This is a genomic window from Pseudoalteromonas rubra (assembly GCF_005887115.1).
In the GTDB taxonomy this organism is placed as follows: Bacteria; Pseudomonadota; Gammaproteobacteria; order Enterobacterales; family Alteromonadaceae; genus Pseudoalteromonas; species Pseudoalteromonas rubra_F.
Map to the genome: position 1 here is coordinate 18,008 of NZ_PNCJ01000003.1, position 19,973 is coordinate 37,980.

19 protein-coding genes are annotated in these 19,973 nt (G+C 48.8%); 10 read left to right on the forward strand and 9 right to left on the reverse strand.

Annotated features, from left to right (window positions below; all coding sequences use genetic code 11):
* Positions 1-7: 7 nt before the first annotated feature.
* Positions 8-1,039 (forward strand): protein-glutamate methylesterase/protein-glutamine glutaminase, encoded by a 1,032-nt coding sequence (locus CWB98_RS00455; RefSeq protein WP_138543031.1) that lies wholly within the window; start codon positions 8-10, stop codon positions 1,037-1,039.
* Here CWB98_RS00455 and CWB98_RS00460 read toward each other — a convergent pair.
* Entirely contained in the window at positions 1,017-2,063 is a 1,047-nt protein-coding gene (locus CWB98_RS00460; RefSeq protein ID WP_138543032.1) for a polysaccharide deacetylase family protein, read from the reverse strand. The genes CWB98_RS00455 and CWB98_RS00460 overlap by 23 nt on opposite strands.
* On the opposite strand from CWB98_RS00460, the gene dinF reads away from it, so the two are divergent.
* Positions 2,040-3,371: an MATE family efflux transporter DinF gene (gene dinF, locus CWB98_RS00465; RefSeq protein WP_138543033.1), complete on the forward strand. Its 1,332-nt coding sequence runs from the start codon at positions 2,040-2,042 to the stop codon at positions 3,369-3,371. The two genes, CWB98_RS00460 and dinF, sit on opposite strands and share 24 nt — an antisense overlap.
* 23 nt (positions 3,372-3,394) lie before the next feature.
* Here dinF and CWB98_RS00470 read toward each other — a convergent pair whose 3' ends face one another.
* Positions 3,395-3,655: a hypothetical protein gene (locus CWB98_RS00470; RefSeq protein ID WP_249364559.1), complete on the reverse strand. Its 261-nt coding sequence runs from the start codon at positions 3,653-3,655 to the stop codon at positions 3,395-3,397.
* Positions 3,656-3,673: 18 nt separating this feature from the next.
* Positions 3,674-4,249 (reverse strand): Fe-S biogenesis protein NfuA, encoded by a 576-nt coding sequence (nfuA, locus tag CWB98_RS00475; RefSeq protein ID WP_125721746.1) that lies wholly within the window; start codon positions 4,247-4,249, stop codon positions 3,674-3,676.
* A 155-nt stretch (positions 4,250-4,404) separates the two neighbouring features.
* On the opposite strand from nfuA, the gene CWB98_RS00480 reads away from it, so the two are divergent.
* Positions 4,405-6,939 (forward strand): M14 metallopeptidase family protein, encoded by a 2,535-nt coding sequence (locus CWB98_RS00480; protein WP_138543035.1) that lies wholly within the window; start codon positions 4,405-4,407, stop codon positions 6,937-6,939.
* Here the strand turns inward: CWB98_RS00480 and CWB98_RS00485 are convergent.
* On the reverse strand, positions 6,936-7,610 hold the full coding sequence (locus CWB98_RS00485; protein WP_171045551.1) for a ComF family protein: 675 nt from the start codon (positions 7,608-7,610) through the stop codon (positions 6,936-6,938). The two genes, CWB98_RS00480 and CWB98_RS00485, sit on opposite strands and share 4 nt — an antisense overlap.
* A 57-nt stretch (positions 7,611-7,667) precedes the next feature.
* Between CWB98_RS00485 and bioH the strand changes: the two genes are divergently transcribed.
* The 3 genes from bioH to CWB98_RS00500 all read left to right on the forward strand — a co-directional run bounded on the left by bioH (position 7,668) and on the right by CWB98_RS00500 (position 9,719).
* On the forward strand, positions 7,668-8,405 hold the full coding sequence (bioH, locus tag CWB98_RS00490; protein ID WP_138543037.1) for a pimeloyl-ACP methyl ester esterase BioH: 738 nt from the start codon (positions 7,668-7,670) through the stop codon (positions 8,403-8,405).
* 103 nt (positions 8,406-8,508) lie between these two features.
* Entirely contained in the window at positions 8,509-8,817 is a 309-nt protein-coding gene (locus CWB98_RS00495) for a hypothetical protein (protein WP_046007059.1), read from the forward strand.
* Positions 8,817-9,719, forward strand: coding sequence for a putative metalloprotease CJM1_0395 family protein (locus CWB98_RS00500; RefSeq protein ID WP_138543038.1), 903 nt, complete (start codon positions 8,817-8,819; stop codon positions 9,717-9,719). The genes CWB98_RS00495 and CWB98_RS00500 overlap by 1 nt, the downstream gene beginning before the upstream one ends.
* A gap of 75 nt (positions 9,720-9,794) precedes the next feature.
* Here CWB98_RS00500 and CWB98_RS00505 read toward each other — a convergent pair whose 3' ends face one another.
* Both CWB98_RS00505 and greB read right to left on the reverse strand, forming a co-directional pair.
* Positions 9,795-12,131 carry a Tex family protein gene (locus CWB98_RS00505; protein ID WP_138543039.1) on the reverse strand — a complete coding sequence of 779 codons (2,337 nt, stop codon included), beginning with the start codon at positions 12,129-12,131 and terminating at the stop codon, positions 9,795-9,797.
* A gap of 85 nt (positions 12,132-12,216) precedes the next feature.
* On the reverse strand, positions 12,217-12,690 hold the full coding sequence (gene greB, locus CWB98_RS00510; protein ID WP_138543040.1) for a transcription elongation factor GreB: 474 nt from the start codon (positions 12,688-12,690) through the stop codon (positions 12,217-12,219).
* A gap of 210 nt (positions 12,691-12,900) precedes the next feature.
* Here greB and ompR point away from each other — a divergent pair, with 210 nt between their 5' ends.
* From ompR to CWB98_RS00525, 3 genes are read left to right on the forward strand one after another with little or no spacing between them, the layout of a single operon-like run.
* Positions 12,901-13,620 (forward strand): osmolarity response regulator transcription factor OmpR, encoded by a 720-nt coding sequence (gene ompR, locus CWB98_RS00515; RefSeq protein ID WP_054017535.1) that lies wholly within the window; start codon positions 12,901-12,903, stop codon positions 13,618-13,620.
* Entirely contained in the window at positions 13,621-14,970 is a 1,350-nt protein-coding gene (envZ, locus tag CWB98_RS00520) for a two-component system sensor histidine kinase EnvZ (protein WP_138543041.1), read from the forward strand.
* A complete protein-coding gene (locus CWB98_RS00525) occupies positions 14,963-15,667 on the forward strand; it encodes a hypothetical protein (protein ID WP_249364560.1) in 705 nt (234 codons plus the stop codon). Before envZ ends, CWB98_RS00525 begins: the two co-directional genes overlap by 8 nt.
* Positions 15,668-15,764: 97 nt before the next feature.
* Here CWB98_RS00525 and CWB98_RS00530 read toward each other — a convergent pair whose 3' ends face one another.
* The 3 genes from CWB98_RS00530 to hslR all read right to left on the reverse strand — a co-directional run bounded on the left by CWB98_RS00530 (position 15,765) and on the right by hslR (position 18,830).
* Positions 15,765-17,303, reverse strand: a complete 1,539-nt coding sequence (locus CWB98_RS00530; protein ID WP_138543042.1) for a phosphoenolpyruvate carboxykinase — start codon at positions 17,301-17,303, stop codon at positions 15,765-15,767.
* A 259-nt stretch (positions 17,304-17,562) separates the two neighbouring features.
* On the reverse strand, positions 17,563-18,408 hold the full coding sequence (gene hslO / locus CWB98_RS00535) for an Hsp33 family molecular chaperone HslO (protein WP_138543043.1): 846 nt from the start codon (positions 18,406-18,408) through the stop codon (positions 17,563-17,565).
* A gap of 11 nt (positions 18,409-18,419) precedes the next feature.
* Positions 18,420-18,830, reverse strand: coding sequence for a ribosome-associated heat shock protein Hsp15 (gene hslR, locus CWB98_RS00540; protein WP_138543044.1), 411 nt, complete (start codon positions 18,828-18,830; stop codon positions 18,420-18,422).
* A gap of 241 nt (positions 18,831-19,071) precedes the next feature.
* Between hslR and gspC the strand changes: the two genes are divergently transcribed.
* Positions 19,072-19,968: a type II secretion system protein GspC gene (gspC, locus tag CWB98_RS00545; RefSeq protein WP_138543045.1), complete on the forward strand. Its 897-nt coding sequence runs from the start codon at positions 19,072-19,074 to the stop codon at positions 19,966-19,968.
* Positions 19,969-19,973 lie beyond the last annotated feature (5 nt).

The following is a 19,973-nucleotide window of genomic DNA, read 5'->3' on the forward strand; positions in this document are numbered from 1 at the left end:
GGCTTGCATGATTAAGGTATTGATAGTTGACGACTCCCCATCTCTCAGAGCGATATTAACGGCAGTTCTGGAGGCTGCCGATGATATTAAGGTGGTTGGCGCTGCAGAAGACCCTTATCAGGCACGAGATATGATTAAGCAACTAAACCCTGATGTGTTAACGCTGGATATAGAAATGCCGAAAATGAACGGGTTGAGCTTTCTTAAAAACCTTATGCGATTGCGCCCTATGCCGGTGATTATGCTATCGACCTTAACACAACAGGGCTCTCCCGCGACACTTGAGGCGCTTGAACTGGGTGCAATCGATTTTATTGCTAAGCCAACCTCCAATGTCGCTGAGAAACTCAATGCCTACGCAGAGAAACTACATCAGAAAATAAGAATTGCTCGTCAGGCCAATCTCTACGCGTTTCGTGTAGCAAAAGATGCCAGTCAAATGCCCGTGTCTCAGCATGCGCAGTTTAAAAGCAGCGCTGTTTTGGCATTGGGGGCATCTACCGGTGGTACCGAAGCGCTGCGTGAGGTTTTGGTACGTTTACCCAAACATTGCCCTCCCATTGTAATCGCACAGCATATTCCACCTGTGTTTAGTACTTCGTTTGCGTTGCGCATGGACCGATGTTGCGATGTGCATGTGAAAGAAGCTGAGGACGGTGATGTCCTTATGCCTGGCCATGTGTTTATTGCACCAGGAGATATGCACCTTAAAATCGTTCAAAAAAATGGACGCTTACAGTGTCACCTTTGTCAGAGCGAGAAAGTTAACCGGCATCGGCCATCTGTTGATGTGTTGTTTGATTCTTTGCTGCCGTGGGCCAAGCAAGTGAGTGCAGGCCTGTTAACCGGTATGGGCAGTGATGGTGCAGCAGCTTTATTGCGTCTGAGAGAGGCCGGGGCAAAAACGCTTGCACAGGACGAAGCCACATCGGTTGTGTGGGGCATGCCCCGAGCCGCCGTTGAAATCCAGGCGGCTGAGAAAGTGGTTCCCTTGTCTAAAGTGACAATGGAGTTGCTTAACGCTGTGAAGCGTCAGTAATAACCCACGGCTGCGAGTACCAATAGAACTGCCCGCTAAAGCGTTTAGACGGTGCTGTACAATTGTATCGAGAACGGCCATTCGGTAAAGGTTTGGTGGTTGTAATGGTCACGGTCTTTGTTCCCTGCCAAGTTAAATCTGCTTTGCCTAACCCTGACACGAAACAAGCAAACTGGTTTTGGTAGAAATCCATCTCTTTAAAAGTCAGTGTGATTGATGGGGTCCGATTAACCGTGACCGAGTCCTGATAGTCAGCTTTGGCAAGTGAAAATGCCAGCGAGTACAGTTTGGTTTTCAAGGTGTTTAAATTGGCATAAATGCCGGATGCAGGAAATCGTGGCAGCCGGGTAAAGTCTGAGTCTGGCCCCACCGCACCGGAATGTTGCCCAATCCCAACCAGACCAAGTTCCGCGATCAGCTCCTGTAAAGGACGATCGAACTCGCCGTAGGGATAAGCGATATAAGGTAAGTCATGACCTATTTCTTCTTTGATCCTGGCTTGTGACCAAACCAAATCCTGACGGATCCGGCTCCGCCATTGCGCCTGACTTTCTCCTGCCTTTTTGAGGTGTAAATAGTCATGTTGCGCACTGTGGTTGGCGATTAATGCGCCGCGATTTGACAGTGCTCGTAGTTGTTCCCAGCTCATGACGTAGCCTTTCTTTTCATCGATAAGCTTAGGATTAACAAAAATTGTATAAGGGTAGCCAAACTGTTCAAGTACAGGTGCCGCGGCTTCCATATTGTTCAGGTAGCCATCATCAAAGGTGATGGCGACTGTTTTAGGCGGCAGGGTTTTTCCCGCTTGTAGCTGCTGAATCAGTTCATTTAACGCAATAACTGAGAACTGCTCCGACTTAAGAAAATTCAGGTGCTGGCGAAAAGTTGCTTCACTGACGCTGGTCACTGCCGGCAGTTTTTCACTGACATGATGATATTGTAGAATGACCGCGGCCAGACCTGTTCGGGTATTGAATAAAACGAGTATAAGAACTAATACATGAAACCACTTAATCGAGCGCATACTTCCCACCATTTTCAGTTGCTTGCTATTGCTGCTCCGATGATTTTATCAAATATCTCGGTGCCCCTGTTAGGGTTAGTTGATACTGCAGTCATCGGTCATTTGAGTGACGCATATTATCTTGCCGGGATAGCACTGGGTTCTGGCAGTATCGCTTTGCTGTTTTGGCTGGCCAGTTTTCTGCGTATGAGTACTACGGGGGAGATTGCCCAGGCATATGGTCAGCAAGACTCGGGTCGGGCGCTACAGTCACTTTCAGCCAGTATGAGCTTTGCCCTTGCATTTTCTTTGTTGCTGATTGTATGTACGCCGTGGTTGCTTGAGCTCATCGCGGTGTTGTCCGGGGCAACATCTCAGGTGCTTAATCAAGCCGAGGTGTACTTCTCCATTAGAATTTATAGTGCGCCAGCGGCCATGCTAAATCTGGTGATGCTTGGGTTTATGCTGGGGATGCAATATGGGCGTGGTCCTTTCTATGTGGTGTTGTTTACTAATATCGTTAATATAGTGCTGGATGTACTGTTTGTGGTGGTGCTGGGTTTTGCCGTTGCAGGTGCTGCCTGGGCATCAGTGATTGCAGACTATTCGGCGCTGGTATTGTCTTGCTGTTTGCTTCGCAAGGTGCTGAACGATGCTGGCTGGCAGTGGCAGATCAAAGTTCCTCACCGACAAGAAGTACAGCGCCTGCTGCACCTGAATCGTGATATCTTCATTCGTTCACTCATGCTGCAGCTGTGTTTTAGCTTTATGACCTTTTATGGTGCAAGGCTGGGTGAAGACATTTTGGCTGCCAATGCGGTGTTGCTGAATTTTCTGATGCTGGTGAGCTTTGCAATGGATGGCATAGCCTATGCGGTCGAAGCGAAAGTCGGCCAGGCGAAAGGTGCCCGGGATCTGTCTATGTTAAGGCGCTGGGTCCGGATCAGTTGCCTCTGGGCTAGTTGCTTTGCACTGTTATACACTGGGATGTTTGCTCTATTTGGTCCGTATGTAATTGGTTTATTGACGGATATTCCTGCTGTTATCGATACTGCGCAAATATATTTGCCCTGGTTGATCGTGCTTCCATTAATTGCAACAAGCTGCTTTTTGTTTGATGGTGTTTTCGTCGGCCTGACCCGCGCAAAAGAAATGCGCAACAGTATGTTATTGTCTGCTGTGCTTGGGTTCTTCGTACCGTTCTGGCTGGTTCAGCATTGGGGTAATCATGGCTTGTGGTTTGCCATGAGTTGCTTTATGGCAGTGAGGGGGCTGACCCTGATACTGAAGTACCGACTGCTGAGTGTCAGGCAGCAGTTGCTGGAGTAGGTATGTGAGTGGAAAGCGGTGAGCTATTCTTCAAAGGCTTTTTTGGCTGCCGCTTTGGCTGATTCGCGTGCAGATAACACCTGAGAAAAGCGATTCGCGAAAATACCCAGATAACCATAACCGGCAATACTCAGCGCGGGCAGGAGAATGATCACACCAGGTATTTGCAACCAGGGTTGAAAAAAATAGCCCAAGGCAATGAGCATCATACTCAGGGCAAATAAGGCAAGCCCTGAGAGGAAGAATCGCAGGCTACGCTTAGGGTGCGACCCTAAGCGATACATTAAATGCCGCATAAGGAATTAATAGTATGAGTGATCACCGCGTGAGTGCTCGGTGATATCACGTACGCCCGTGATTTCCTCGAACTTAGCGATCATTTCTTTTTCGATACCTTCTTTAAGTGTGACATCGATCATGGAGCAGCCGTTACAACCGCCACCGAATTGTAATACGGCAACGCCCTCAGCCGTGATCTCTACCAGGCTGACCTGGCCACCGTGATTGGCTAATTGAGGGTTTACTTCAGTGACCAGCATATGTTCTACACGTTCTTCCAGTGACGCGTTGTTGCTGAGTTTTTTCGCTTTCGCGTTTGGCGCTTTAAGGGTCAGTTGACTGCCCATTTTATCAGTGACAAAGTCGATCTCTGCTTCTTCAAGGAAGGGGGCACTTTCGGCGTCGACAACGGCATCAAATCCATTGAACGGTAAACGGATGTCGCTGTCTTCAACGGCATCTGCTGGGCAATATGAAACGCCGCACTCAGCCTGAGCTGTACCTGGGTTTACGACGAATACACGTATGTTTGTACCATCGGCTTGATCGGCCAATAGCTTGGCAAAGTGTGACTGAGCTGTCTCTGAAATTGTGATCATAATCTACGCTATACTTGACTAAATTACTCGGTTAATCCCTATGATACTCCCCTCATCTTGTTGTAGCTAGTGTTGGGCGTAAAAATTTGCAGCAACTCGAGCCTCATTGCTAGCGTACTGACTGGTCAAGAATTGCCGGAGTAGATGGAGTAACTATGTATCGCCTGTTAATTGTGCTGTGTATGTTGAGTTTGCAACTCAGCGCTAAGCCACTGAGTTTTTATTTTGATGACACACAACAATTTGATCCACTTATTCCTAAACCACATGAGGTATTGGGGTATGAGGTTGGCGAGTGGCATGTACGTCCGGAACAATTGTTCCACTACTTAAGCAAGCTGGCAGAGGTTAGTCCGCGGATATCGATTAAGACCATAGGCCACAGTCATGAACATCGGCCACTGATCTTGCTGACCATTGCCAATGAAAACCGGCTAAAAGATATAGAAGCAGTAAAAAATGCACACCTGAGCGCGCTTGAGCAGCCACAGCCTCGCAAAGAGGCGCCGGCCATTGTCTGGCTCGGTTATAGTGTTCACGGCAATGAACCGTCGGGCAGTAACACGGCCATGCTGGTGGCTTACTACCTGGCGGCTGCTCAGGGGGAGAAAATAGATGCTTTGTTGCGCGATACCGTGATATTGCTAGACCCATCACTGAATCCGGACGGATTAGCGCGGTTTGCTAACTGGGCCAACAGTCATCGCGGTCAGGTATTATCAAGCGACCCTCAACACAGAGAGCATGTTGAAGGCTGGCCCTCTGGCAGAACCAATCATTATTGGTTTGACTTAAATCGGGACTGGCTGTTGCTACAACATCCAGAATCACAGGCACGGATCGCAGCATTTCATGAGTGGAAGCCAAATGTTTTAGCTGATTTTCACGAAATGGGCCCTAACTCAAGTTATTTTTTCCAGCCAGGGATCCCATCGCGTACACACCCGCTGACACCCGAACGCAACCAAAGTTTAACTTCGGCCATTGGTCAGTTTCATGCTGATGCACTGGATCAGACCGGTCAGCTGTATTTTACACAGGAGAGCTTTGATGACTTTTACTACGGCAAAGGGTCAACCTACCCAGATATCAATGGAGCTGTGGGTATTCTGTTTGAGCAGGCCAGTAGTCGTGGTCATGCACAGGAAACCATTAACGGCTTGCTGACCTTTCCACAGACGATAAAGAACCAACTTATTACTTCATTTTCAACAATTCACGGAGCAGCTGCGAACCGTCAGGCACTACTTGATTACCAGCAGCACTTTTATTCAAGTGCCCTCAAAGAAGCTAAACAACAAGACTTTCAGGGATACGTGGTGTCGGCAGGTAAAGACCCATATCGGTTGAAGCAGTTTGTTGCACTTCTGAGCCAGCATCAGGTGAAGGCGTATCGACTGGAAAAGCCGTTGAAGATTAAGGCACATCAGTTTAAGGCTGGGGATCTTTACATTCCATTGGCGCAGCCTCAGGTTCGCCTCATCCTGGCCATGTTTAGTGAACAAACGCATTTTAAAGACAATACATTTTACGATGTATCGGGATGGACCTTGCCGCATGCCTACGATCTGGACTTTGCGCAGGTCACCAGTAGTTGGGGCCTGAATGTCAGCGACACTCAGTGGCAGTCGGCCGTCTTGAGTGAATCAGAACCGTTGCCCGGCAAAGCGTACGCTTATGCTTTTTCATGGCAGCATTATCTTGCACCTAAGTTACTCAACCTTCTATTGACACAAGGGTTGGAAGCGCGTGTTGCATTGCAGTCATTCACTGCCAGATTGGCAAGCGGAGAACAACATTTTGATGCTGGCACGATAGTGATCCCTGCGGGGTTGCAAAACCAGGATGACTGGCAGCACTTGCTGACAAAGCAGGCGACGGAACTCGGTATTCCACTTACAGCCATCAGCTCGGGTCTGACGCCGCAGGGTATTGATTTAGGTTCCCGTCGTATGATGCCACTGCGCAAGCCAGAAGTACTATTGGTGGGTGGTCAGGGTACCAGCCAGTATGAAGTGGGCGAAGTCTGGTACCACCTCGACAGACATGTGGGGATTGCGCCAAGCATCATTGAGCTGCATCGTCTTGAACGGGTTGATCTGAGTCGCTATAGCCACATTATACTGGCCGATGGACGCTATTCAGCGCTGAGTAAAAAAGCGCAAGCTGCCATTATCAGCTGGGTCCATAAAGGCGGTGTTATTTGGGGTCATAAGCGCGGTGCGCAGTGGCTGATAGAGCACCAGTTGCTCAATGCCAAGGTCATCGGCAGCAAAGAAATGCGCGAGACGTTTGATACGAAGGGACTGCGTTTTGAAGACAAAGAACAGCTGGCTGCACAACAGCGTATTGCAGGCGCCATTTTTGAGACTCACTTAGATCTTTCTCATCCGCTGGCATTCGGTTTTGAGAACAGTGCCTTACCTGTATTCAAAAATAGCAGCTGGGTGATTGAGCCCAATGAAGCTCCGTTCCTCGATGTAGCAATGTATCAACAACAGCCGCTACTTGCGGGTTATGCCGACGATCGCAATGTCTCACAAATCGCAAAATCGGTCGCTCTGGTCGCTGACAGCTATGGAAAAGGAGTGGTAATAGCGATGACGGACAACCCTGTTTTTCGCGGTTTCTGGTATGGGAGCAGCCGATTGTTTAATAATGCGCTCTTTTTCGCACACGCGGTTCATTAGGCCGGTGTCAGACAGGTAGCACATGCCCAGATCTGTTCAGCGCCAGCGTGTTGGCAGAGCTGGGCGGCTGCATTTAAGGTTGCCCCTGTGGTGATCACATCGTCAACCAACAAAATACGCTTGCCAACCAGCGTTCCCGATAAAGTAAAAGCCTGACGCTGGTTTTGCAATCGTGCCCTGCGATTTAACGTTTGCTGGGCTCGGGTCATGCGTTTCGATAAAACAGGCAGAATGGATAGCTGGGGTTCAAGTACTCGGCCCCAGGTCTGCATCACCTGATTAAAGCCACGATTGATCAGGCGATGTTTAGGTAAAGGGATAATAATGGCGGCATCCGCATCAATCAGTTGCTCCTCACAGTAGCACTGCCACTGATGTGTGATGACCTGACGCAGTAAGCTGGCTGCATGGTTCCTCTGATGTAGTTTTAATTCACATAACCAACGTTTTAGTGCACCACGATACCAACCACAGGCGATCAGTCCATCACAATTGGGCAAGCTGAACTGTGCTTGTATATCAGGGCGTAATAGCAGGTTCCCCTCTGCGGGAGAGAAAAGAGGCAGGGCCTCCAGACATGCTGTGCACAGGTCAGTGGTGTCTGTTGGGCAGCGGCAACAAGCGCACTGGCAGGGGAACAGAGTCTGTGTGATTGCACGGGATAATGACATTGCTTTCCATCCTTGAATCGCTATCATAGCGACAAGTTTGGTTGAGGAAGTGAGTTAATGCAAAGCGAAATTGTCCTATTGCACGGCTGGGGAATGAATAAACAAGTATGGCAGCTGAGTGTTGAACAGCTTCAGCAGACGCAGGCTTTGCCCGTTCGTGCGATCAATTTACCAGGCTTTGGTGGCGCGGCATTTCCTGAACACATCTCCACCTTAGATGAGGTTGCAGATGACATTGCAGCTCAGTTGGGCAATGATTCAGTGCTGGTTGGCTGGTCTCTGGGTGGACTTGTGGCCCTTAATCTGGCGCATCGATATCCGGAAAAAGTCGCCAAACTCGTGCTGGTGGCATCTAATCCCTGCTTTGTGGAGCAGCCTGACTGGCCTGGGATTAAACCGAAAGTGCTGGCAGGGTTTAAACAAGCACTGGCAGATGACAGTGCCAAAACCATAGAGCGATTTCTTGCGATTCAGGCTATGGGCAGCGAACATGCCCGGGATGACATTAAACAATTGCGTCAGCTGTTAAGTCAGCTACCGGCCCCGAATGCCAACGCGCTCAGCCTAGGGCTGGATGCATTACAAAGCTGTGATTACCGCTCTGAGTTTGGCGCGCTCAGTCAGCCTGTATTCGGGCTTTTTGGTCGCCTAGATGCACTGGTACCGAGCGATGTGATTGAGCGAATGGCTGCACTCAATCCGCAGTTTAAAGCGCTTACCTTTTCCAAAGCATCACATGCACCGTTTATTTCCCACAAAGACGAGTTTGTTACTCATTTAAAATCAATTCTTTAGTTTTCTACAATGAAAAAAGCGGCAATTTTTTGCCGCCTTTACTTTATTTCGTCTATAAATTGAGCAATAATTAGGTTGAGATTTTCTAACTTTAGGGCGAGATATGGCAGTCAATGATATCCTCAATGCAGGTGTTCAGGGTTTTGAGTTTGCCCGCCAAAGTGCCGAGCAAGCCGCAGCCGACATTAATAAGGCAACACTGGACCAGCAGAGCGAGCAGCAGGTTGCACAGCAACGACAACTTCAGGGCGCATCCAGTAATGAAGGCGTCACCGCACCTGTGGGACAACCTCCCAGGTTAGACGAAGCCGTGGTTGACCTAAAGGTAGCAGAATTTAACGCCAAAGCGAACGCGCAGACTATTCGCACAGCCGACGAAGTATTGGGTACTTTGATTGATATTAAAGTGTAATGAATATAGTAACGCCACCCCCGGCGATGAACCTAAACACGGCGAACGTCTACACTGAGACGGCGCAACGTGACAATCAGCTCCGCGAGGTTATTCCTAAACCTGCGCCGGTTTCCCCTGCGTTTACTGAAAACAAGCCGCTGTCTGACGGCGAAAAGCAAAAAACTTTTTCTGCAGATGATTCCGGCCTGTACGACAGTACAGGTCAGCTTAAAGATGGTAAGACGATTGAAGAGCGTCAGGAAGGGGAGCAAGGTGAGCAGGGCAATCAACAGGAACAGCAAGATCCGCAAGAGCTAAGCGACCGTGAGCAGGCTGAACTGGAAGCAGAGCAAGCTCAGCTTCAGGAACTGAAAGATCGGGATCGGGAAGTACGCCTGCACGAAGAAGCGCATGCCAGAGTGGGTGGTCAGTATGCAGGGTCCCCCAGCTATGAATATCAACGCGGCCCGGACGGCAACAATTACGCTGTCGGCGGCGAAGTGATGATCGACGTAGCGCCGACTGGCGATCCGCGTGAAACCATAGACAAAATGCAGACAGTTCGTGCGGCAGCGTTGGCGCCAGCAGAGCCTTCGGGTGCAGACAGAGCAATCGCGGCAGATGCAACGGCTAAAATTGCACAGGCTCAGGCTGACCTGGCCAAACAATCTATCAGCGGTGAAGAAGGGGATGAAAATAGCAACCGGGTTGTGGGATATCAAACTCGTCGTCTGAACGAAGATGAGTTAAGTGAGCAGCGACCTGAGTCTGCTCGACTGGAAGAGGAGGTCGACCCATTCGCTGTAGCGCTGCCTATCGACAGAGATCCTGAAATAGCATCACGAGCACTGAGAATAGAAGGGTTTTACGGCCATATTGCCAAGCCCAAAGAAGCCTCTCAGCTATCGGTAGTAATTTAAACCCAGTAGGAATACCAATCAGATAAACGAAACAGGCCCGCAGAAGCGGGCCTGTTTCGTTGTATATATCAGCAATTACTTTTTCAGCTTGGCAAAGGCTTCAGCAAAAGCATTGCCCATCGCTGCGTTGCCGTTGTCACGACGATTGTCACGCCGGGTGTCTTTGCGCTGTGCGGGTCGTTGAGACTTGCCTCCGGGCTTTTGCGCGGCAGGCTTACTCTGTTTTTGTCCGGCACTTGACGGGATCTCATCGTTTAGTCGCATGGTAAAGCTGATCCGTTTGCGGGCTACGTCTACTTCAATGACTTTAACTTTAACAATGTCACCCGCCTTAACCACTTCTCGTGGATCTGAGATAAACTTGTCCGTCAGTGCTGAAATATGAACGAGTCCGTCCTGATGTACGCCAACATCGACAAAGGCACCGAAGTTAGCAACATTAGAGACGACGCCTTCGAGGGTCATGCCAACTTTTAGGTCGGAAATGGTCTCTACCCCGGCTTTGAACTGAGCCGTTTTAAACTCGGGACGAGGATCGCGACCTGGCTTGTCCAGCTCGCCCAGAATATCAGTGATGGTTGGCACACCAAACTTGTCATCGACATAATCGGCAGGATCCAGTTTGCCCAGTACATCACTGTTACCTATCAGTGCGGTGACATCCAGTGATTTACTGCCGCAGATTTTTTTCACCACAGGGTAAGCTTCGGGGTGAACCGCGGAGGCATCCAGAGGGTCATCACCATTGGCAATGCGCAAGAAGCCCGCTGCCTGTTCAAATGCTTTTGGCCCCAGACGCTCTACCTGTTTCAGCTGTTTACGGTTGCTAAATGAGCCATTGGTATCCCGAAATTTAACGATGTTGGTGGCCAATGTTTTATTTAACCCAGACACACGCGTTAATAGAGGCACTGAGGCTGTGTTGACATCGACACCAACTGAGTTTACGCAGTCTTCTACAACGGTCGTTAGTGTCTGGCCCAGCTGACTTTGTGATACATCATGTTGATACTGGCCTACACCAATCGACTTAGGCTCAATTTTAACCAGTTCAGCAAGAGGGTCCTGTAATCGGCGAGCGATCGACACGGCACCACGTAACGAGACATCCAGATCCGGAAATTCATTGGCAGCAAACTCCGAAGCGGAGTAGACCGACGCGCCTGCTTCACTGACCATGACTTTAGTGAGCTTCAGCTCACTGGCGGCTTTCAGCAGCTCTGCGGCCAGTTTGTCTGTCTCGCGAGAGGCCGTGCCATTGCCAATGGCAATCAGCTCCACTTTGTGCTGACGACACTGTTGTTCCAGTGTACGCAGAGATTTATCCCAATGATTTTGCGGCGCATGAGGGTAAATTGTAGTGGTTGCCAGTAATTTGCCCGTCTTGTCGACAATGGCAACCTTACACCCGGTTCTGAGGCCAGGATCGATCCCCATTGTTACACGCGGTCCCGCAGGGGCCGCCATCAGCAGATCTTTAAGGTTTTTGGCAAAGACATCAATGGCGCCTTGCTCCGCAAATTCACGGGTAGCACCCAGCATTTCATTTTCAAGATGCGTGGCCAGTTTGATTTTCCAGGCCCATTGCACAACGGTCATTAACCAGCTACTTGCTGCTCGGCCCGATACATCCAGACCATAGTGATCCGCTATCATCTGGGCACAATATTGTTGGGGGTCTTCTGCTTGTGGCTCTGGGTTGATAGACAACTGCAGAATACCTTCGTTACGTGCTCTGAGCATGGCGAGGGCGCGATGAGAAGGGACCCCAGCCAGTTTTTCATCGTGTTCAAAGTAGTCACGATATTTACTGCCAGCGTCTTCCTGTCCCGCAACAACACGGCTCTGCAAATAGCCATGCTGCTTTAATTGGTTTCTGAACTTGCTGAGTAATTTTGCATCCTCTGCAAAGCGCTCCATCAGGATGAACTTGGCACCATCCAGTGCGGCTTTACTGTCCTCAATGCCTTTCTCAGCATTGATATAGGCTTCGGCAGCCAGTTCTGGTGTCTGATCAGGATCGCTGAACAGTAGCTCAGCCAGTGGTTCAAGCCCAGCTTCAATGGCTATCTGGCCCTTGGTACGGCGCTTTGGCTTGTAGGGTAAATATAAATCTTCCAGCTCGGTTTTGCTTTGTACCTGTTTAAGCTCTGCCGCTAGCTGCTCAGTGAGTTTGCCCTGCTCATCAATGGTTTTCATGATGAAAGCACGGCGTTCTTCTAACTCCCGCAGATAACCCAGGCGCTGTTCGAGTAAGCGCAATTGAGTATCATCCAGGCCACCGGTTACCTCTTTACGGTAACGGGCAATAAACGGAACGGTCGCACCTTCATCCAGTAGCGCGGTAGCAGCATCCACTTGCTGTTGTGATGCGTTTAGCTCAGCAGCTAAACGGGCTGAGATATTGCTCATGCAAAATCCTTATATAGTTCAATTGGCTAGCTCTATTTCTTGGCCAGCATTTGCGGTCATCATATCATATCTGTAACGGATGTGGTCAGGCCGTGTAATCGATCTTATTGACGTACCACAGCATTTCCCCTTGTGGGGTTTTTACACTGTATTCTTCATCAACGGACTTCCCCAGTAGCGCTCTTGCCATGGGAGAATCGATAGAGATGTAATCATTACGCTCGTAGATTTCATCCGGCCCTACAATACGAAAACGCTTAACCTCGCCACCGTCGTTCTCTATTTCGACCCAGGCACCAAAATAGACCTTACCTTGTTGCTGTGGTGAGTATTCTACAATTTTTAAATCCGGCAGGCGCTTACGCAGATAGCGGACTCGGCGGTCTATTTGGCGTAATAAGCGTTTATTAAAAGTATAGTCGGCGTTTTCTGAGCGATCGCCTAAACTTGCAGCCCAGTTAACGATCTTGGTCACTTCCGGGCGCTTTTCAAACCATAAGTGATCGTGTTCCTGTTGAAGCTTTCTATAGCCCTCAGGTGTTATTAGGTTGGTTTTCATCTTGTGCATACTAGGGTGAAACGTCGACATGTGTTTAGTGTACTCCGGATCCGGGCGCATACCAATTCCACGAAACTCGGAATTTGTATAGCCAAACCAGGTACACACCTGTAACGTTCGGTAACAATCTTATTCTGTGTTTATGGTGTCTAAGCGTTTTAATTTCAATTATATTTAGGGTCAACTAGAGAAAAAATAAGAAGAATGCCAATGGGGAACGAAACCACTAAAGTGTTAGTCGTCGACGATGATATGCGTTTACGCAGCCTGCTGGAAAGATATCTGGTTGAGCAGGGCTTTATTGTTCGCAGTGCAGCCAATTCTGAGCAAATGGACAGGTTGCTGGAACGTGAAAACTTTCATCTGATGGTGTTGGATCTCATGTTACCAGGTGAAGATGGCTTATCTATCTGCCGTCGACTCAGGCAAAAAGAAAATGAAATACCGATTGTCATGTTAACGGCAAAGGGAGATGAAGTTGACCGCATCATTGGTTTGGAGCTGGGCGCTGACGATTATTTGCCTAAACCATTTAATCCGCGTGAGCTATTAGCTCGGATCAAAGCGGTGTTACGTCGCCGTGCCAAAGAGGTACCAGGAGCGCCGGCTGTCGAAGAAAATGAAGTCGAATTTGGTGCTTTCAAGCTCAATCTGGCAACTCGAGAAATGCAAAAGGGTGATGAAACAATTGCCCTGACCAGCGGCGAATTTGCTGTGCTAAAAGCGCTGGTGAGCCATCCCAGAGAGCCGCTCAGTCGTGACAAGTTAATGAACCTGGCTCGTGGCAGAGATTATAGTGCACTGGAGCGCAGTATTGATGTTCAGGTATCACGCTTGCGCAGAATGATAGAAGAAGATGCCTCTAACCCCCGTTATATTCAGACTGTCTGGGGCCTGGGTTATGTTTTTGTCCCGGATGGCGAGAAGTAAATGAGTATTCTGCCTCGCAGCGCATTTGGACAGACGGTATTTTTTGTCGGTGCGCTGCTGCTGATCAACCAGATTGTTTCCTATATTACGGTGACCCTATACGTGTTTAAGCCGACCTTTGAACAGGTTAACCTGATGCTTGCTAAGCAGGTTAAAACGGTGTTCATTGATTGGGAGGAAGGCGTCGAGGTCGACTCTGCTTTATCGGAAAAGTTTTTTGAGATCACAGGTATCGAGGTCATGGTTCAGCGTGAGGCTTACCGCAACGGGCTTGGAGAGGCCAGGGAATATACTCTGCTATCACGCAGCATGTCTGAGCAGCTCAATGGGTCTGCCCGGGTGCGGATCAGTCAGGGTGACCCCGTTGTGTACTGGGTAGAAGCACCTCAGGCACCGGGTTATTGGGTTCGGGTGCCGCTCACTGGTTTCTCTGAAACCAAAATGGAATTTCTGGTGTTTTACCTCTCCAGTATCGGTTTTTTAAGTGTGCTCGGAGGTTGGTTGTTCGCTCGGCATCTGAATCGGCCACTTAAGGCCTTACAGATTGCGGCCAGTCGGGTTGGCGTCGGTGACTTTTCTGCCCGCCTGGTTGAACATGGCTCCACGGAAGTTATCGAAGTAACTCGGGCATTTAATAAAATGTCCAAAGGGATTGCAGAACTTGAGAATGATCGACGTTTATTGATGGCGGGTGTATCCCATGATTTAAGAACGCCACTGACGCGTATACGTTTAGCGACGGAAATGATGTCTGATGAGGAAGCCTATTTAAAAGAAGGAATTATCGACGATATTGAAGACATGAATGCCATTATCGATCAGTTTATTGAATATCTGAGGCATCATAACAGTGCAGAAATGGTGTTGGATGATGTCAATGCGGTTGTGGAAGAAGTTGTACATGCCGAGCAACAACATCAAAGAGAAATCGTCCTGACAACGACGGCAAATATCCCCGCCGTCATGATGAACCATGTTGCATTGAAGCGCGTAGTCACTAATATGATTGAGAACGCCATCCGCTATTCTGAGGACAAGATAGAGGTGATGACAGAATTCAGCGCTCGCCACAAAGCGGTGTTTATTAAAGTTAAGGACAGGGGACCTGGGATCCCCGAAGAAGAGTTAGAATCGCTCTTTGAGCCGTTTAAACAAGGGGATCTGGCTCGGGGCAGTGAAGGAAGTGGTTTGGGGCTTGCTATCATCAAGCGGATTGTTTCCACTCATGGTGGAAAAGTCCGGCTGCGTAATCGCAAAGAAGGCGGCCTGAGCGCCGAAGTTATGCTGCCGGTGGCGAAAAAGTTCGGCGCCATGAATACGACGCCTGAGCAGCCCAAGCCCAGTGAATAAGCGCGACCTATCGTATTTGCCCGGCTGTCTGGATACAGCAACCAAAGCTCAGCTGCTTACTATCATTGGGCAGTGCTTTGAGGGGATAGAACCTGCTGAGTACTTTGCTTACTACTTTGAGCAGGAGGGGCCAGTTAATCGACGGCTGAGACTCTATTACAGTGAGGCTGGTGAACTGGCTGGATACTGTTTGCTGACCTTCGATGACAGCCATCAAGCATTTTGCGTAATTCGCGCATCTGCGGGATTTTTACCGCAGTTTCGGGGTAAGAACAATACTTTTTCTTTTTCTATTCTGGAGGTGACCAGGGCTTATTTGCGCCGGCCCTGGCGCACCTTGTTATATGCAGATACCATGCTTAGCCCAGCTATGTTCCGGGCCATGGCAAAAAACATTGCCACGGTTTACCCAACCGCGACAGGCTCATCGGCGGAGTCTCAGCTGTATCAGGCATTAAATCCGACTGGGCTTGAGTGTGGCGTGAATGGGTTGCAGTGCCTCAAAGTGGTGGGACGAAAAACACGTTATTCAGCTGCTGAAGTGGCTCAGTTTAAAGCCAGTAACAAAGCAGAAATAGCCCATTACTGCATATTGAACCCCAATTTTGATAAAGGCGTGGCATTACTTGCAGTGATCCCGGTGACCTTAAGACAACTGATTGCAACAGCCTGGAAACAGCTTAAAAATCTGTTCTAGTCGGGCTGCGCGCGATTTCAGTTCGATCCTTAATTCAGGCACAAAAAAACGCCCAACGAGGGGCGCTTTTGATAAAGGAATCTGATTCTAAATCAGCTTAGCCGCGAGGACCTGCTGATTTGATGGCTTCAGAGACATCGTATTTTGCGAAGTTCGCTTCGAAGTCAGCAGCCAGCTTAGACGCATACTCAGCATATTTTGCTTTGTCTTCCCAAGTGTTGATTGGGTTAAGCAGTTTGCTGTCTACGCCTGGTACAGCAACCGGTACGTCGAGGTTTAGCGCATCAATATGTTGTGTTTCTACGCCTTCCAGCGTGTCGTTAACGATAGCATCAATCACAGCACGTGTGGTCGGAATATCGAAACGCTTACCAATGCCGTAAGGACCACCAGTCCAGCCGGTATTAACCAGATAAACTTTTGAGTTGAACTCACGCACACGCTTCATCAGAAGCTCTGCGTAAACGCCTGCCGGACGCGGGAAGAACGGCGCACCGAAACACGTTGAGAAAGTCGACTCGATGTCTGAGGTTGACCCAATTTCTGTTGAGCCCACTTTTGCAGTATAACCACTCAGGAAATGGTATGCCGCAGCTTCTTCAGACAGAATAGACACGGGCGGTAATACGCCGCTCACGTCACAAGTCAGGAATACTACTGCACGAGGTTCGCCAGCACGGTTCTCTACTTTACGCTTTTCAACGTGCTCAAGCGGGTAAGCTGCACGAGTATTCTGTGTCAGGCTAGTGTCATTAAAATCAGGGACACGTTGTTCATCCAGTACTACGTTTTCAAGGATGGTACCAAACTTGATTGCGTTCCAGATAACCGGCTCGTTCTTTTGAGACAGGTCGATACATTTTGCATAACAGCCGCCTTCAATGTTGAAAACACTGCCAGGTGCCCAGCCATGCTCATCATCACCGATCAGGAAGCGCTTAGGATCTGCCGACAAAGTCGTTTTACCTGTGCCAGACAAACCGAAGAATAATGTAGTGTCGCCTGCTTCACCTACGTTTGCACTACAGTGCATTGGCAGTACGCCCTTCGCTGGTAGCAGGAAGTTCTGTACAGAGAACATAGACTTTTTCATTTCACCGGCGTAATGCATACCTGCAATAAGCACTTTGCGTTCTGCAAAGTTGATGATGACTGTACCGTCACTGTTTGTTCCGTCGCGTTCTGGGTCGCAAACGAAAGAAGGTACATTCATTACCTGCCATTGGGGTAAATCAGCTGCATTGTATTTTTCAGGCTCGATAAACATGTTCTTGGCAAAAATATGGTGCCAGGCTGTTTCTGTTGTTACAACAACTGGTAGATAGTGTTCAGGATCTGAGCCCACTTCAAGGTGAGAGACGAAGTGGTCGTTGCTGTTCACGTGTGCTTCTACACGGGCCCACAGCGCGTTGAATTTGTCTGCATCGAATGGGCGGTTAACGTTACCCCATTGGATGTCATTTTCTGTGCTTGGCTCTTTAACGATAAAACGGTCGTTAGGTGAACGCCCTGTGCGGCGGCCAGTTTTTGCTACAAAAGCTCCATTTGCGGCCAAAGTCCCTTCACCACGGCGGATGGCGTGTTCGACAAGTTCAGCTGCAGTTAAATCGACAAAACGAGTAGCGCTTGAAGTCATGTTTATACCTAAATGTGAGAATTGAACGGGATAGCTCTGGAGAAGTTTCACCAAAAGCTGAAATCATAGTAACAGATGAAATTCAGATATTCGAGCCCTGAAACAGGGTAAAACGCCATAAATTTGTCAAAAAAATCGAATAATTTCAATGATACCGGTGTCATGAAATATGACCTTAAAATGACACCGGTATCAATTTTTAGCGACAAAAAAGCCGCCAAAATGGCGGCTTGTCTCCAATTTGATAAAAGTAGCCTGGCTAATTAAAAATTGCCTTAATATCTTGCTCCTCAAATCGGTAATTTTTCAGGCAGTAATGACAGCTGATATTGATCTCACCCTGCTTTTGAACATCGTCAAGCAAAGCTTCCCGGCCAATATTGACCAAAGCGCTGATGGTTTTATCGCGGCTGCAACCGCAGACAAAATTAATTTCCTGTGGCTCGAACAATTGTGGGTTATCTTCGTGATATAAGCGTGTCAGGACTGTTTGCGCATCAAGCATAAGCAACTCTTCATCTTTAATGGTGTTGCTGAGTGCTTCGAGGTGGGCAAAGTCTTCTTCCGACTTGGCTTTGTCTACCGGCAGGACCTGTAAAAACAGACCAGCTGCCTTTGCGCGTTCGCCACTGACATCGGTGGCAAACCATAAGCGAGTTTTTAATTGTTCAGACTGAACAAAATAGTCTTCCAGGCAGGCAGCCAGGGTCTCGCCACTCAGTGGTACCACGCCCTGATAGCGCTCGCCCTTATCAGGAGTAATGGTGATCACCATATAGCCTTTGCCCATCAGGTCCTGAACACTGCTCCCTGCTACCTCACCTTGCACTCGGGCAATGCCACGCATATTTTGCTTGTGGTCACCATTGATAGCAGCGTATTTTACCGGCCCATCACCTTGCAATTGCACTGTGATGTCGCCTTCAAACTTTAATGTGGCGGTCAGCAGGCTGGACGCCAGTAGTAGCTCGCCCAATAGGACTTGCACTTCCTTCGGGTAGTTGTGGCCATTGATAATGTCATTAAAGGTGTGTTCAATTTGTACGAGTTCGCCACGTACATCGAGTTGATCAAAAATATATCGATGAAGTAAATCTTGTTGCATCAATTCGGATCCTAGCTAGATTTCAGTTTGAGCAGTTCGCGACGCTGCTTTTTATCTGGTTTATGCTCGGGGCGCGGTGCAAAAAAGCTGTTGTTTTTGCGTGCTATAGCGTTTTGCGCCCGTTTTTCAAGGCTGGCTGCGGACTCTTCATAGAGTGTCTGAGCGATAGGCGCACTCTGGCGCTTTTCCATTAACTTCAGCACGGTGATCTCCTTCTCATCGAATCCCTGTGCCAATTTTATCACCGCACCAACATCAACCGTTCGGCTGGGTTTACAGCGCTGGCCGTTGTAGTGTACCTTGCCACCTTGGATCATCTCTCGGGCTATGGTGCGGGTTTTATAAAAGCGTGCCGCCCAGAGCCATTTGTCCAGGCGTACTTTCACTTCGCTTAGGTTGTTTTCTTGATTGACTTTTGTCACAATTCGTTAACTAATGCCCAAAGCTAATTTAATCGGTGAAATTTAACACATTTGATGAAGCAAAAAAAGCATCTGGACACGCTCTGATGTGGTTACATCTCAGCCACAGGCACTGTTAATACTGTGTTCAGTTAGGTATTCTAAGTTGTACCTATTTACTTTAAAGTTTCATATACGCGTGCTTGTTGAATCGAATTCGAGGCGGTACACTGAGGCGCTCAACAGAATAAGAATATGACATATGGAATTACAGCTACAACAGTTGCAAAAATTAATACATGACTTACCCCATGCGAAGCTTAGCCGCCTGGTGGTGTATTTGGCTGTTGTGTATATCGCGTTTCTTTTCGCTAAGTTATTTTGGCTGCTTTGGCCAGTTCCTCAGACTCAGCCCCTACCTACCCAATCGCAGATGTATGCACAAAATTCTGCCGCGGTCAGTAGTCAAACTATTCTTGGCCACAACCTGTTTGGAAAGGCAAACGAGAAGCCGGCTGTTGAAGCGCCTAAGCCAGTGATCTCCGATGCGCCTGAAACACAATTGAATGTGCGTCTGACGGGTATCGTTGCGGTCAGCCAGGACGATGCCGCGGGTCTGGCTATTATTGAATCTCAGGGCCGACAGGAAACCTATGTGGTACAGGACCCCATCAAAGGAACGCGTGCCAAACTGGCTCAGGTACTGCCTGATCGAGTCATCCTGGAAGTCAGTGGCCGGTTTGAAACCCTGATGCTTGACGGTATTGAGTTTAGTCGTCAGGTTGCCACGCCGGTACAATCTCGTCGTGCTGCTAACCGCAACCAGCCAAAACAGATCAGTGACAAAGCCCGTGAAGAGCTAAAACAGCGCCGTGATGAGTTGCTGGCCGAGCCGGGCAAATTGTTCGACTACATTCGTATTTCGCCTGAGCGACGTAATGGCCAGCTGGTTGGTTATCGCTTGCGTCCGGGCAAAGACCCTGAACTGTTTAAGAAGATGGGGCTTAAAAATAACGATCTCGCCATTGCTATTAATGGCTTCCAACTCACGGATATGAAACAGGCTATGTCAGCGATGAATGAGCTGAGAAATAGTACTGATGCCAATATCACGATTGAACGTGACGGCCAGACTGTCGATGTGCAATTTAGCCTGTAAAGACT

Excerpts from the sequence above, each read along its gene's own strand:
- bioH (WP_138543037.1), top strand. The coding sequence starts at position 7,668 with ATGCAAAGCGAAATTGTCCTATTGCACGGCTGGGGAATGAATAAACAA.
- CWB98_RS00455 (WP_138543031.1), top strand. The coding sequence starts at position 8 with ATGATTAAGGTATTGATAGTTGACGACTCCCCATCTCTCAGAGCGATA.
- CWB98_RS00460 (WP_138543032.1), bottom strand. The coding sequence starts at position 2,063 with ATGCGCTCGATTAAGTGGTTTCATGTATTAGTTCTTATACTCGTTTTA.
- CWB98_RS00485 (WP_171045551.1), bottom strand. The coding sequence starts at position 7,610 with ATGTCATTATCCCGTGCAATCACACAGACTCTGTTCCCCTGCCAGTGC.
- CWB98_RS00530 (WP_138543042.1), bottom strand. The coding sequence starts at position 17,303 with ATGACTTCAAGCGCTACTCGTTTTGTCGATTTAACTGCAGCTGAACTT.
- CWB98_RS00500 (WP_138543038.1), top strand. The coding sequence starts at position 8,817 with ATGAATATAGTAACGCCACCCCCGGCGATGAACCTAAACACGGCGAAC.
- dinF (WP_138543033.1), top strand. The coding sequence starts at position 2,040 with ATGAAACCACTTAATCGAGCGCATACTTCCCACCATTTTCAGTTGCTT.
- CWB98_RS00480 (WP_138543035.1), top strand. The coding sequence starts at position 4,405 with ATGTATCGCCTGTTAATTGTGCTGTGTATGTTGAGTTTGCAACTCAGC.
- CWB98_RS00505 (WP_138543039.1), bottom strand. The coding sequence starts at position 12,131 with ATGAGCAATATCTCAGCCCGTTTAGCTGCTGAGCTAAACGCATCACAA.
- hslO (WP_138543043.1), bottom strand. The coding sequence starts at position 18,408 with ATGCAACAAGATTTACTTCATCGATATATTTTTGATCAACTCGATGTA.
- gspC (WP_138543045.1), top strand. The coding sequence starts at position 19,072 with ATGGAATTACAGCTACAACAGTTGCAAAAATTAATACATGACTTACCC.
- greB (WP_138543040.1), bottom strand. The coding sequence starts at position 12,690 with ATGAAAACCAACCTAATAACACCTGAGGGCTATAGAAAGCTTCAACAG.
- CWB98_RS00495 (WP_046007059.1), top strand. The coding sequence starts at position 8,509 with ATGGCAGTCAATGATATCCTCAATGCAGGTGTTCAGGGTTTTGAGTTT.
- CWB98_RS00470 (WP_249364559.1), bottom strand. The coding sequence starts at position 3,655 with ATGTATCGCTTAGGGTCGCACCCTAAGCGTAGCCTGCGATTCTTCCTC.
- ompR (WP_054017535.1), top strand. The coding sequence starts at position 12,901 with ATGGGGAACGAAACCACTAAAGTGTTAGTCGTCGACGATGATATGCGT.
- envZ (WP_138543041.1), top strand. The coding sequence starts at position 13,621 with ATGAGTATTCTGCCTCGCAGCGCATTTGGACAGACGGTATTTTTTGTC.
- nfuA (WP_125721746.1), bottom strand. The coding sequence starts at position 4,249 with ATGATCACAATTTCAGAGACAGCTCAGTCACACTTTGCCAAGCTATTG.